This is a genomic window from Xenorhabdus doucetiae, assembly GCF_000968195.1.
Lineage (GTDB): Bacteria > Pseudomonadota > Gammaproteobacteria > Enterobacterales > Enterobacteriaceae > Xenorhabdus > Xenorhabdus doucetiae.
Window position 1 is genome coordinate 2,221,837 of sequence record NZ_FO704550.1, and the last position, 12,364, is coordinate 2,234,200.

The 12,364-nt window shown below is 38.5% G+C and carries 12 protein-coding genes and 2 pseudogenes; 9 read left to right on the plus strand and 5 right to left on the minus strand.

Going from position 1 to position 12,364, the window contains the following annotated elements; translation table 11 throughout:
• Window positions 1–5: 5 nt before the first annotated feature.
• A complete protein-coding gene (locus XDD1_RS09980; protein WP_045970819.1) occupies window positions 6–818 on the minus strand; it encodes an AraC family transcriptional regulator in 813 nt (270 codons plus the stop codon).
• Between the two features lie 297 nt (window positions 819–1,115).
• Between XDD1_RS09980 and XDD1_RS09985 the strand changes: the two genes are divergently transcribed.
• The 7 genes from XDD1_RS09985 (at window position 1,116) to XDD1_RS10015 (ending at window position 7,275) form a co-directional block, all read left to right on the plus strand.
• The gene (locus tag XDD1_RS09985; protein WP_045970821.1) at window positions 1,116–1,409 is read left to right on the plus strand and encodes a hypothetical protein; all 294 of its coding nucleotides are present in this window, start codon (window positions 1,116–1,118) and stop codon (window positions 1,407–1,409) included.
• Between the two features lie 617 nt (window positions 1,410–2,026).
• Window positions 2,027–2,740, plus strand: coding sequence for a phosphatidylserine decarboxylase (locus XDD1_RS09990; RefSeq protein ID WP_052705680.1), 714 nt, complete (start codon window positions 2,027–2,029; stop codon window positions 2,738–2,740).
• Between the two features lie 28 nt (window positions 2,741–2,768).
• Window positions 2,769–3,695, plus strand: a complete 927-nt coding sequence (locus XDD1_RS09995) for a dimethylarginine dimethylaminohydrolase family protein (protein WP_045970823.1) — start codon at window positions 2,769–2,771, stop codon at window positions 3,693–3,695.
• A gap of 211 nt (window positions 3,696–3,906) precedes the next feature.
• Window positions 3,907–5,604, plus strand: coding sequence for an ABC transporter ATP-binding protein (locus XDD1_RS10000; RefSeq protein WP_045970825.1), 1,698 nt, complete (start codon window positions 3,907–3,909; stop codon window positions 5,602–5,604).
• A 154-nt stretch (window positions 5,605–5,758) separates the two neighbouring features.
• Window positions 5,759–6,505, plus strand: a complete 747-nt coding sequence (ydfG, locus tag XDD1_RS10005; RefSeq protein WP_045970827.1) for a bifunctional NADP-dependent 3-hydroxy acid dehydrogenase/3-hydroxypropionate dehydrogenase YdfG — start codon at window positions 5,759–5,761, stop codon at window positions 6,503–6,505.
• 71 nt (window positions 6,506–6,576) lie between these two features.
• Window positions 6,577–6,936, plus strand: coding sequence for a DUF1283 family protein (locus tag XDD1_RS10010; protein WP_045970829.1), 360 nt, complete (start codon window positions 6,577–6,579; stop codon window positions 6,934–6,936).
• Between the two features lie 33 nt (window positions 6,937–6,969).
• Entirely contained in the window at window positions 6,970–7,275 is a 306-nt protein-coding gene (locus tag XDD1_RS10015; protein ID WP_408068273.1) for a DUF1161 domain-containing protein, read from the plus strand.
• A gap of 55 nt (window positions 7,276–7,330) precedes the next feature.
• Here XDD1_RS10015 and bioD read toward each other — a convergent pair whose 3' ends face one another.
• Together bioD and XDD1_RS10025 are read right to left on the minus strand one after the other, a co-directional pair.
• On the minus strand, window positions 7,331–7,999 hold the full coding sequence (gene bioD / locus XDD1_RS10020) for a dethiobiotin synthase (RefSeq protein ID WP_045973470.1): 669 nt from the start codon (window positions 7,997–7,999) through the stop codon (window positions 7,331–7,333).
• Between the two features lie 119 nt (window positions 8,000–8,118).
• Window positions 8,119–8,613: pseudogene (locus XDD1_RS10025) on the minus strand (LysR family substrate-binding domain-containing protein); the annotation flags it as partial.
• A gap of 51 nt (window positions 8,614–8,664) precedes the next feature.
• Between XDD1_RS10025 and XDD1_RS10030 the strand changes: the two are divergent.
• A complete protein-coding gene (locus XDD1_RS10030; RefSeq protein WP_045968390.1) occupies window positions 8,665–9,702 on the plus strand; it encodes an IS630 family transposase in 1,038 nt (345 codons plus the stop codon).
• Between the two features lie 7 nt (window positions 9,703–9,709).
• Here XDD1_RS10030 and XDD1_RS10035 read toward each other — a convergent pair.
• Window positions 9,710–10,153: pseudogene (locus XDD1_RS10035) on the minus strand (LysR family transcriptional regulator); the annotation flags it as partial.
• A 132-nt stretch (window positions 10,154–10,285) separates the two neighbouring features.
• Here XDD1_RS10035 and XDD1_RS10040 point away from each other — a divergent pair.
• The gene (locus XDD1_RS10040) at window positions 10,286–11,479 is read left to right on the plus strand and encodes an MFS transporter (protein WP_045970831.1); all 1,194 of its coding nucleotides are present in this window, start codon (window positions 10,286–10,288) and stop codon (window positions 11,477–11,479) included.
• 116 nt (window positions 11,480–11,595) lie between these two features.
• On the opposite strand, the gene XDD1_RS10045 is transcribed toward XDD1_RS10040, so the two are convergent.
• Entirely contained in the window at window positions 11,596–12,228 is a 633-nt protein-coding gene (locus XDD1_RS10045) for a helix-turn-helix domain-containing protein (protein WP_045970833.1), read from the minus strand.
• Window positions 12,229–12,364: the final 136 nt, after the last annotated feature.

Sequence of the window (12,364 nt, forward strand, 5' to 3'; positions counted from 1 at the left end):
ATATCTCAGCTCTCTTTGATATACTTTAGCCAGCGACCTGGGGAAATACCAAAATTACTTAGAAACTGGCGGTTCATATGGCTTTGATCTGAAAATCCAGCTTCAATAGCACTATCTGTTAGACTTTTATTATTTAATATCAATTTCTTACAGTATTCCAGTCGCCGCATAGTGATATATCTGTGTGGACTTGTTCCAAATAATACTCGAAAATCACGACTCAAACTCCATCGTTCTCTGCCACTAACTGAAGAAAGTTCACTCAGTGTAATATTTTTATCAAAATAAGAGTGAATATACTCCCTAGCAAGCTCTGCAGCTTTATAATCAAATTCTCTTCGTTTATGACGTTGCCCTCCGACAACCGTAAGAATTCGTACAAGATCATAAAGTGCATCTTCTTCTTCAAGCGTTTCAAGTTGCGTATCCATCGCTCTTAGTAAGGGCTGAGTTACAGCAAATAATCTAGGGTCAGTAGAAATACCATCAGGAATGAATGGTAAGGACTTACCTCCAAGAATATTTTGAACTAATGACGGCTTAATATATATCATGCGATACTGAAACCCATCTGATGTTCCCGCCTCGCCATCATGCACTTCATCCGGATGTAATACCATTGTACCTCCGGGTAAACTATGACGTTTTTTACTGCGGTAATTAAAGCGTTGTACACCGGATAATGTACGCCCAATGGCATAGGTATCGTGGCGATGAGGCTCATAACCGTGACCACCAAAAAAGGCCTCTATACGCTCTATTTGTGCGGGGTATTGAGCTGGCATAACCCAGTCTTTAACACTTTTATTTCTTGCCATTCGGGTATTTTCCTGTCAAATAATAGTCAATTAACAGAATTACATACAATAAATTTTTTGTTAAGGACATTTTAACTTTGCTAACAGGCGGACATTTCTACTTAAGGGCCATCAAAAAACGGCTATTTTCAGGAAATATATTTCGCTACTGGCGGCATACAAACTGATTTGATACATCACAAAATTAAATAATCCCGCCCATGATCACGCTAGATGTGTATAGCCATGTAACTTTGGAAAATGGATAATCGAACATCTTTTTTACTATCCGTCATTTAATGAATAAAAAGGCTAAGAATGAGAAACAATTCAATCCCCTTTACATCGGCAATATGCTGGATCTCATTTTGGTTAGGAACCGTTCTTGTCGGTGTTTCATGGCTTTATGCAAAACTGCAAGGAAAAGAATTCTTGGTTGGGTTATCAGAGGGCTTCATGAACATAACCTCACCTGATAGCACGGTGGCGATAATGCTTTCCATCGGGATCATGTTGATCGCTATTGGAATGCTGTTTGTCCCCCTATTCTACATTGCGGTCTTTGTACCGGCGTTCGTAAAAGTTCTGACGAGAAAACCAATCAGAATCTAAGGTTCACATATTCATATCATCGTGTATGTGTAAGTTCCGGGCTGACTCATGATAATTTTGGCAGCCCGGAATTTAACATAACGATCCGTGTTATAAAAATGTAATAGAAAAGCTTCTATTTTTGGTGTGAAAAATAAAAACAATCATTCAATAAGCAATGCAAGATTTATTTACTATAAAATAGTGGTTAAATATCGATCTCTAAATTTCTTTTTGGCATCTTTTAAGTTACCTAAACCCCTAAACCCCCCCCCTATTCTTCATTCTATAATGGATGAAATTTTGACCTTTACAACATATTTCCTCTAATTTAAATTAAATTTTTACTACATTTGTGATAAATGTCACTGACAGATATATATAATAAACTACCTTACTACCCATAATTTATATCATCAATATAATTATATTTAGTCAGTTATATATCAATTTAGATGACTTAGGTGAAATTATGTTTATTGACAAACAAAAAATAAATATGCCATTAAATAAAATGACATTGAATCATTAATAATAGGCTGTAACATATCTCGCTGTAAATGTTTGCATCATGTTGTTTTTTCTCTGTTTCATGTTCTAGTTGATGAACATTTTTAGAGGTAATAATGAATAACAAAATGAACGAAGCCATTAAATCGATATTTAATGGACTACCTGATCTTCCCCCTGAAACTTATTTTCAGGAAGGTTTTTTCAGGGACCCGGCGAGAACAATCAATACAGATGATAGGTATTTCCTATCCCCTGCTGATGGGTTCGTTATCTATAGCGGAATAATAGACCCAGATGAAGCGATCACCGAAGTAAAAGGAAAAAAATACAGCATTCAGGATATCATTAGAGATAAACATTATGATAAGCGTTCGCTTGTCATTGGTATCTTTATGACATGTTATGACGTGCATATTAATAGAATTCCTTATGATGGCATCCTGAGTTACGCAGAACATGAACCTCTGGAAACCAACAATCTACCCATGATTGATGTAGAAAATAATATTTTTTATAAAGAGAACATCGAATTAATTTATGATGACTATTTATATCTGAATCAGCGAGTCGTCAATAAAGTCTACTCTCCTGGCATTAACAGAGAATACTATATGGTCCAAGTCGGTGATTATGATGTTGATACAATAACACCGTTCCATATACAACAACATACTCCGGTATATCAGGGAGATAGATTTTCAATGATTCGGTATGGTTCACAAGTCGACCTGGTCATTCCTGTCGCTGATGATGATGAATTAACTTCATTGGTCACTGAAAAGGAACATGTCACTGGTGGTATGACTAGGTTAGTTAGAATCAATGACAACTCTCTATAAATAAACAAACTAAAAATGAGGTTTTAAAATGTTAAAGAATTCTCCTAATATCATTTCTGATGTAAAAATGCCCGTGTTTTTATTAGCCCCTCCTTTTTCATTAAATACCAATGTGAGAAATAACATTTGGATGGAAGAACTGGATGAGTCCGCCATCAATGTGAACAGTAAAGTGGCGTTAAGACAGTTTTATAAGTTATATAGCTTTATGTCATCACAATCATTGGTTTATTTGCTGCCATCTGATACTCATCAGGAACTGCAAGATCAAGTCTATGTTGCTAACTTGGGAATTATTATTGGTGATGAAGATCCTACTGCAATTGTTGCCAATTTTGCATCAGAAATCAGACGATCAGAAACGCCTATTGGGGTGCGTTTTTTTGAGTCTTTAGGCTATAAAACTGAAGTCGCTCCTTACTACTTTGAAGGTGAAGCTGAATTAAAACATCTGCATGATAATGTATTGGTCGGTGGTTATGGCATAAGAAGTGATATCAAAACCTATGACTGGATGGAAGAAAAATTCGGTCTCAAGATTGTGAAAGTGGAAGAAAGAGATCCTTATCTTTATCATTTGGATTGCAGTATATTTCCTCTGGATAAAGAAAATACGCTCGTTTATACCGGTGGATTTAACAGCGATGAGCTAAAAGAATTGGAAAAAGTGACTAACGTCATCAGCATTAGTAAAGATATTGCATACAGTGGGATCTGTAACTCGGTCAGAGTCAATCAGCATATTCTTTGTTCATCTAATATCAATGACCTGAAAGCAGGTACGGAGGATTATATCTATGAAATGAACAAAAATCATGAACTGGAAAAAATTTGTTCTAAACTGGCATTAACACCAAAAATTTTCAATTTGTCTGAATATATGAAGAGCGGCGCCCTACTTTCCTGCATGGTTATGCATTTAAATAGGTATTCTTATAAAATACAGGTGATTTAAAAATTGTGATAAGATATTCAATAATATTGATCACATATTTCATTCAAAATTATTGAGTTAGTTGCAATATAAATAGTATCTTTTGCTTCTGTATTTTATTGATATAGGATTAATATTTTCCAAGGATGGAACCTGCTGTCTTTTTATAGGATGGTAAATTTTAACATGTTGCCTATACTCGTTAAATTGATAACTTAACAGTGATCAGTATATGAAATATATTATATTCCTTTATTCTTTTATACGTAAACAAAAAGCAGCATTGGTGCTGGCTATTGTTTTTACAATAGTGGCAGCTTTAGCAGAGGTTCTGTTTCCATTTCTCGTTCAGGAATTGGTTAATACCTTGTTAAAGGATAAGTTAATTCTCTCATTTTCATTTAACCAATTAATTACTTCTCTTATCGCAGTATCGCTATTGATTGTCATCAGTCACGCCATTATTATCTGGATGCAAACAATTAATGCATCAGAACTGAGTTATAACATGAGGAAATCGTTAGTCGATTCTTTCCTCTCTTTCCCCTATCATATAACCAGAAAATTTCATTCAGCAAATCTGGCGTTCAGAATAAAAAACGATACTTATCTTATCTCGGATAGAGTCAGGGATTTATATAGCGAATTTCTCTATGATACGCTCTCAATTATCGGTCCATTTATTGCTATGGCTCTGATTGATATTAAACTGGCTATTTTGGCATTCATGATGGTTTGTCTGACGACTTTAATCAGCAAGCCAATCACTAACCGAGTGGCTGTTTATGAAAGAATTCTGCAAATTTATAACTCACGATTAACGGGTGTTATACAAGAATCTCTTTCTTGGATTAAATCTGTCAAGATTTTTAATTCCGAAGAGTCAGAGAAAAAGAGAATTAATGATGCTAATACTAAAGTGAAAAATGTCGAGAGGATTACAGGTCTGTTTATGTCTCTATCCATTCCTCTTGGTTTTTTTGCACAGCTAGCATCGACAATTGCCGTGCTTTGGTATGGTGGTTTGCTATTAATGGACGGAACGATTAATCCTGGTAACTTTGTTGCTGCATTTACTTATGAACAGTTAATGTCTGATTCCATTAAGAGATACAGTAATCATTTAAACAAATTTGCTTCGCTCAAATCGCTATTGGACAGAATCTCCGAATTGTTGGGAGCCTATAAGCCAACTATCGGTAAACAAAGCCAACCAGTAGGAAATTGCAGTACTGATGCTATTGATATCAATATCCAGAAATTTTCCTATAACGACAGAGATACATTGTTCAAAGACATGAATATCGCTATACAAAAAGGAGAACGAATTCTTATTGTTGGTGATAATGGTCAAGGTAAAAGTACGATATTTGATATCGTGACTGGCTTAACACCGTTAAACGAAGGCTACGTTTCAATTTTTGGCGAAGTACTGGAGAATCCCGATTCTCAGCATTGGCTGCAAAAGTTTGGCGTGATGTCACAACAGACTCAGATTATAAAAGGCACGTTATACGATAATCTGCACATTGCCAATACAGAATCAACCAAAGAAGAGATGATTTCCGCGTTGATTAAAGCCGGTGGCAGCGAACTATTGGGTAAATTGAAGGATGGCCTGGATTCATACATTGATGAAAAAGGTTCTTCCTTGTCAGGCGGTGAAAGGCAAGTCATTGGCTTAGCTCGTTTGTATCTTAAGACGCCAGAAATACTGCTGTTTGATGAACCGACCACTTATCTGGACAATAGTAAAATAAATAGCTTTGCTGAATCATTGAACAATATTGTTCGTGGTAAAACGGTGCTTATGATAAGCCATGATCCGCGTGTATTTAGGCTGGCAGAACGAGTTATCAAAATCGACAAAGGGAAAATCGCATTTGATGGTTCTCTCCAGGAATATATGGGGCAAGCAAGAAAAAACTAATTACTGACTTTTTTAGGCCCGCCAAGTGCGGGCCATTTAATTTAAAAACAATGAATTAACAATGCGAGCAACAAATTAACCTTGACTAATGAGAAACAACTTTTTCTACTAATATAGGTATTAACCATAATAATTCGCAGATAAGAGGATAGTTATGATTGTTTTTGTGACAGGAGCAACTTCAGGTTTCGGTGAAGCAATTGCAAAAAAATTTATCAAGCAGGGTTCTGTCGTCATTGGGACAGGACGCCGTAAGGATCGATTAGATAAGTTGAAAAACGAATTGGGAGAAAACTTCCACCCCATTCAACTCGATGTTAGGGATCGCACCGCAATTGAGCAAGCAGTTCAGCAATTACCAGACACCCTGCGCAATATCGACGTTCTGGTGAATAATGCAGGGTTGGCATTAGGGTTAGAACCCGCTTATCAAGCTAACCCTGATGATTGGGAAACAATGATTGATACTAATACTAAAGGATTAGTGAACATGACACGGGCTTTGTTGCCTAATATGGTACAAGCCAACCACGGACACGTCATTAATATTGGTTCCACCGCAGCGACTTGGCCTTATGCCGGGGGCAACGTATACGGTGCCACTAAAGCCTTTGTCAAACAATTTAGTTTAGGGCTGAGATCTGACTTACACGGAAAGAATATTCGAGTCACCGATATTGAACCTGGACTGGTTGGAGGAACCGAATTTTCTCAGGTTCGCTTTAAAGGCAATACAGAAAAAGTTGATAAAACTTATGAAGGCGCAGATGCGCTAACAGCAGATGATATTGCAGAAGCCGTATTTTGGGTTGCTAACCTGCCTGCTCGTGTCAATGTTAATACATTAGAGATGATGCCAGTTTGCCAGTCATACGCAGGCTTAAGCATATATAGAGGCTAATATTATGATAATGCCTTACTCACCGCGCTGCGGGGAGTTTGATACATGACACAAGTGAAAGAGGTTCAAATATGAACATACGTTCTTTGGTTATTAAAAGTGTTTCTGTTATTACTCTACTGTTTTCTCTCTTCTGGCAAGCCCCCGTATTTTCGACGCCTTGTACGTCAGATGGCACGTGTGTAACCATCAATGGTGGCGGAGAAAATTCCATGAACAAAGAAATGGCTCGCCAAAGCAAAGAAGAATGGGATGAGCAAAGAAGATTGCGTCAGAAAGTGGACAAGCGTAGAGAGAAAGAGTTTGATAAGTATGAAATAGAAGTTGATAATCGTGAAGCCTGTTTGGAAAGTACCAACATTAACGTTTATTGGGAACCGAGTACCAAACGTTGTTTGGATATTAATACAGGCCGGCCGATTAATCCTTGAGAAATTCAATATCGACATCAAGATAAGGAGATAATGGTGAAAAAGATCCTACTGATTGGAACCTTGTTTTTCGCGCTTTCTCCCCTTGCAGTGCAAGCGTCACAAAAAATAACGTGTGAAAGCCTGAAAGAAGAAATTGCACAGAAGATCATTAAAAATGGTGTTTCGCAAAAGGATTTTAGACTTGACTTAGTCCCAAGTGATCAAATTACTAATGACGATTCCGCAACGGGAAAAGTTGTTGGTCAATGTGATCACGGTAGACAAAAAATCGTCTATGTCCGTTTTTCTCACATTAGCCCGACTTCACATGAAACGCCAAGTGATAAGAAAAGCTAAAAGTAACATTCTTCCTAAAAAGGGAGCGTATCTTGCTCCCTTTTCGTTTTCCTTTCTAATTGTCAAATACTGATATTGCAGAAACATCCAGATAGCACGATAAATCACGTTCTTCTGGCCTTAAAAGATAAGGAATTTCCCCTAATTGTGGAGCCGGAATGTGACAGCGTAACCTATCCAATATCTTGGCATAGTGCGCTAACCCCGGATTGATGCGATTGGCGATCCAGCCAATTAAAGGTACACCATCATTAATGATAGATTGTGCAGTCAGAATGGCATGATTAACACAACCCGCCTGAATACCAACGACTAAAATGACCGCAAGTTTTTCTTGTACAACCCAATCAGAGTAAAACGTTTCATCTTTCAGTAACATACGCCAACCACCATTACCTTCAATGATGACGCGATCTGCTTTATGTCCTAAATTTCTTAGACCTTTTGTCATTTGAGTGAAATCAACACGATTTTCTTCTTCGTAATTGTTTTCCCAAATCACAGGATTGACTTCTTCATAATCCACTTGCACTGGTGAAGATTTATGTATGACTAAAGCATCACGATTACGTATCCCCTCCGGAGTTTCTTGTTTTTCTGTCGCAATAGGTTTATACCCCACTGCGGTTGCTCCTTCACGATTAAAGGCTTGCAATAATGCGCGGGTAACAACTGTTTTACCGATGTTGGTATCCGTGCCTGTAACAAATAAGCGCGTTAACATAAATTCATTTCCGTTTTCCATAATACAGAACAGATAAATCGGTTACTTTCTTTAGTTACTCTCTGTAACGAGCAGGGTTAGAGTGTAGGAGATGTGTTTGAGATAGGGATTGCGTTAGCTCAATGTTTTGCTTGATCAGCCTCTTCCACAATATTTGAGATCAACAGATGAGTTAACCGATCTGCCGCAGCGCTACTATTGCTATTTTTATGTTTAACCAGCCACACCTCAGAATAAGCGGAATTGTTTGCTAAAGGCAGGTATTGGACACCATCTAATTTCATGCGGGTAAATGATTCAGTAATAATGCTTACCCCTAAACCCGCAGCCACCAAACCGAGTATTGTCATGGCTTCCCCTGCTTCTTGAGAAATCGTCGGAACCACACCGACATTCGCCAATAAAGAAATAATTTCATCATACAGTGCTGTTCCTACATCACGCTCAAAGAACACTAATGGATAATCCGAGAGCATTGCCAAATCAACACCTTCATTCACATATTTCAGCAGAGGATGATCATCGTATACGGCCAACATAAAACGCTCCCGAAAGAGTAATTGATGTTCCAGATTATCGGGCAATGATGTATTACGCATGATCCCTATACCAATCGCCATTGAAGATGCTTGATTTCTTATCCAAACCCGATCATGCTTGCAATCATGAAAATTCATCTGACACCAGAACAAAAACGTGCCCTCGAATTGATGCATGATACCACTCGTGATAGTCGAGTCTGTGATCGCATCAAGGCCGTGCTTTTGGCGTCAGAGGGCTGGACAGCTCAGATGATTGCTCAGGCCTTACGTATTCATGAAACTACGGTAAGCCGTCACCTAAAAGATTTCATCGCGCAGGAAAAACTCACCCCCGAAAATGGCGGTTCTGAAAGCCATCTCTCTGCCAAACAAACCGCCGATCTGGTTGATTATTTGACGGCAAATTTGCTGCATACGACCGCTCAAATTGTGGATTATGTACGAGCTCGTTGGCAGGTGTCTTTCAGCGTGGGAGGCATGACGAAATGGCTTCACCGACAAGGTTTCAGCTACAAAAAGCCAAAGGGCGTTCCTCATAAATTCGATGCGGATAAGCAGCAACAATTTATTGATGACTACCAGTCTCTGAAAGACCGGGCAGGTCAGAATGAACCTATCCTATTTATTGATGCGGTGCATCCTTCGCAGTCCACAAAGCTCAGCTATGGTTGGATGAAAGCGGGGAAAAATCAGGTAAAAGTGGTCGAAACCACCGGCAGTCGTACCCGTCTCAATCTTCTGGGCGCCCTCAATTTACAACGAATTGAAGACACCGTGATCCGTGAATACCCGAGTATCAATGCCGAAAATATCGCGTATTTTTTCGGCGCTATTAGAGAAACTTACCCACTTTCGCAAAAAATTCATATTATTCTGGATGGGGCGGGTTACCACCGGGCAGAATTGGTGAAAGAGGTGGCATATGTCCTTAATATTGAACTGCATTACCTACCGCCTTACAGCCCAAACCTCAATCCAATAGAGCGATTGTGGAAGTATATGAATGAGCAAGTACGTAACAATGTTTATTTTCCGGATGCGAAGACATTCCGTGAAACCCTTCGTCACTTTTTTCATGTCACTTTGCCAGAAAAAGCGAAAGAACTCACGACTAGACTGACTGACAACTTTCAGATTTTAAAACCTGCATCTTCAAGTTAGATTGGTATATATCAATTCTCCCCGTCTGCAAAGGCGCTATTTGCTGTTTGGTATTCATTTGATGCATATGAATGGCGACGTCAGGATAACGTTCTCGAAATTGACGTAAGCTCATGGTCACTTTCTGCATAAAAGGTGTAGTGGAGGTAAAGCCAATGGAAATCTCACCTAACTCCCCTTGCTGCATTCTGGCTGCTTTGGTCGCAGCGGCATCGACTTGGGCAATGATTTGATAGGCTTCCTGAAGAAACATGCGTCCGGCGGGGGTTAAATTGACATTTCTATTGTTACGTACCAGTAACTTAGCATTAATATTTGCTTCCAGCGCCTGAATCTGTTGGCTTAATGGTGGCTGTGAAATATTCAGCCGTTCTGCTGCACGCCCAAAATGCAGCTCTTCTGCAACAGCAATAAAATAACGCAAGTGTCTAAGCTCAATATTAGTTGTCATTATCTATCACCTAATTGATACTTTAAAAGTATTATTTCTTATCATTAATATATTAGACAAAATATTCATGAATTCCTATCCTTGATCTACATCAAGTAGTTAACGTTTGTTTTACCTGGATAAGGAAGTAGCGTGAATACAATCCAAAGCGCCGGTGGAAAATCAGCAACTGTCGACCTGCGTGTTACTCTCTCATTTTTTGCCGTTGGGCTGGCAACTTTCGCCTTACTCTATTTCGTCCAACCCATTTTGCCGCTTTTATCAGAGGAATTTAACATCTCGCCGGCTAACAGTAGCTTAGCTCTATCACTGTCTACTGGAATGCTATCCCTCGGCTTGTTAATCACAGGTCCTTTATCTGATGCACTTGGCCGCAAAAATGTCATGGTCGTATCACTGATTGCTGCCGCCATTTTTACTCTCTTAAGTTCTGTCGTAACAAGCTGGCATGGAATTTTATTTATCCGGGCGCTCGTGGGTTTGTCAGTCAGTGGTGTTGCTGCGGTTGCCATGACTTATTTAAGTGAAGAAGTGCATCCCAGTTATGTCGCCTTATCTATCGGTCTTTATATAAGTGGTAACTCAATAGGAGGAATGAGCGGACGCTTAATTACTGGTGTCATTGCAGATCACTATTCGTGGAGGATAGCCGTTATCTTATTAGGCGCTTTTGCCTTAATCTCTGCCATTGCATTTTGGAAGATGTTACCGGAATCCAAACACTTTAAACCCAGTTCGTTAAAACCGAAATCACTGCTCATCAATTTGAAATTACACTTCCGTGACCAAGGTCTTCCCCTGCTATTTGCAGAAGCCTTTTTGCTTATGGGAGGCTTTGTCACCATGTTTAATTACATTGGTTATCGATTATTAGCAGCACCTTATCATTTAAACCAAACTGTTGTTGGATTGCTGTCTGTTGTTTACTTAACAGGAACTTACAGCGCAACTAAAGCGGGTACGCTGACAAGCAAGCATGGGAAAGGAAAAGTATTATTAGCGGCCATTGGTATGATGTTAATTGGCTGTATAGTCACCCTATTTCCCCCTATTTGGGCGGTGATACTGGGCGTGATGATGCTGACAACCGGCTTCTTTGCCGCCCATGCAGTTGCCAGTGGTTGGGTAGGACAAAGAGCCAAACGGGCAAAAGCGCAAGCCTCATCACTCTATTTATTCTGCTATTACTCTGGTTCCAGTATTGCAGGGACATTAGGTGGCGTATTTTGGTCTTATTTTGCCTGGAATGGTGTTGCCGTATTTATTGCATTGCTGATAATTATTGCTCTTTATTTAGGCTGCAAACTCAATAAATTAGCGAAATAATTTAAATACAATTGCCGACATAGACACAATTATTTAATAAATGTCGGCAATGTTTAAGCAAAATTTTAAAAAAATTAGAACTATTCACTATTTACCTAATCTTTCAACATGTTGTATTAATAATAGGATTCAATCGGCAATGTCAGAATTTTAGTTAGATACCCATCAATAATTTCAATACACCCTTCCTTTCTTAGAGAAAGTAATACTCGTTGTATACCACTGCGCGAAAGTGTGCATCTTTGTTCTATGTATTTAATTGCCGTAATATTTTCCCTGAATTCTTTTGGCAAGGTCATCAGGCGAGATAACAAACTACATACCACATCCCTATTGCTATGACGAAAAAGGCTAACATCCCTGGCGTATAAGAAGGATATTTTATAGGAAATGATCCTCATCCACTCTCTATAGAGGTCATGCTTCTTTATGGCATTCAATGCACTAACGCGCGGAATTTGAAAGATTTTACAATTTTCCCCTAGCTCAATGGAATAATAGGTTTCTCCTCCAGAGTAGAAAGATAACCCAATGACATGAGGTGAAAAAAACGTCGCAATGATTAAATCGTCATTTATTCTACGGATATTGACATATCCTTGATCTAATAAAAAAAACTTAGCAAACTCACTTTCTATATTAATTAATTTTCCTTGTGTTGATAAACCGGTTGTGATCAATTCGGCGTACGGCAATAATGTCTCTATCACCTTTTTAAAGGAATTCACTGGCTTAACTAATCTTTTCATGTTTAACAACCTTAGTATATTAATAGAGAGTAAAAGATCAGTCTGAAACATCTCTTATGTTTAATTGAGTTAATTAAAATTAGAACGTCAACCCTTAATCAATGAGTAATTATTTTTTTATCATACCGTTAAATTG

What these genes read in the sequence shown, in the direction of transcription:
- XDD1_RS10010 (WP_045970829.1), top strand. Translation starts at nt 6,577, where the DNA reads ATGAACATACGTTCTTTGGTTATTAAAAGTGTTTCTGTTATTACTCTA.
- bioD (WP_045973470.1), bottom strand. Translation starts at nt 7,999, where the DNA reads ATGTTAACGCGCTTATTTGTTACAGGCACGGATACCAACATCGGTAAA.
- XDD1_RS10015 (WP_408068273.1), top strand. Translation starts at nt 6,970, where the DNA reads ATGGTGAAAAAGATCCTACTGATTGGAACCTTGTTTTTCGCGCTTTCT.
- ydfG (WP_045970827.1), top strand. Translation starts at nt 5,759, where the DNA reads ATGATTGTTTTTGTGACAGGAGCAACTTCAGGTTTCGGTGAAGCAATT.
- XDD1_RS09990 (WP_052705680.1), top strand. Translation starts at nt 2,027, where the DNA reads ATGAACGAAGCCATTAAATCGATATTTAATGGACTACCTGATCTTCCC.
- XDD1_RS09995 (WP_045970823.1), top strand. Translation starts at nt 2,769, where the DNA reads ATGTTAAAGAATTCTCCTAATATCATTTCTGATGTAAAAATGCCCGTG.
- XDD1_RS10045 (WP_045970833.1), bottom strand. Translation starts at nt 12,228, where the DNA reads ATGAAAAGATTAGTTAAGCCAGTGAATTCCTTTAAAAAGGTGATAGAG.
- XDD1_RS10000 (WP_045970825.1), top strand. Translation starts at nt 3,907, where the DNA reads ATGAAATATATTATATTCCTTTATTCTTTTATACGTAAACAAAAAGCA.
- XDD1_RS09985 (WP_045970821.1), top strand. Translation starts at nt 1,116, where the DNA reads ATGAGAAACAATTCAATCCCCTTTACATCGGCAATATGCTGGATCTCA.
- XDD1_RS10030 (WP_045968390.1), top strand. Translation starts at nt 8,665, where the DNA reads ATGAAAATTCATCTGACACCAGAACAAAAACGTGCCCTCGAATTGATG.
- XDD1_RS09980 (WP_045970819.1), bottom strand. Translation starts at nt 818, where the DNA reads ATGGCAAGAAATAAAAGTGTTAAAGACTGGGTTATGCCAGCTCAATAC.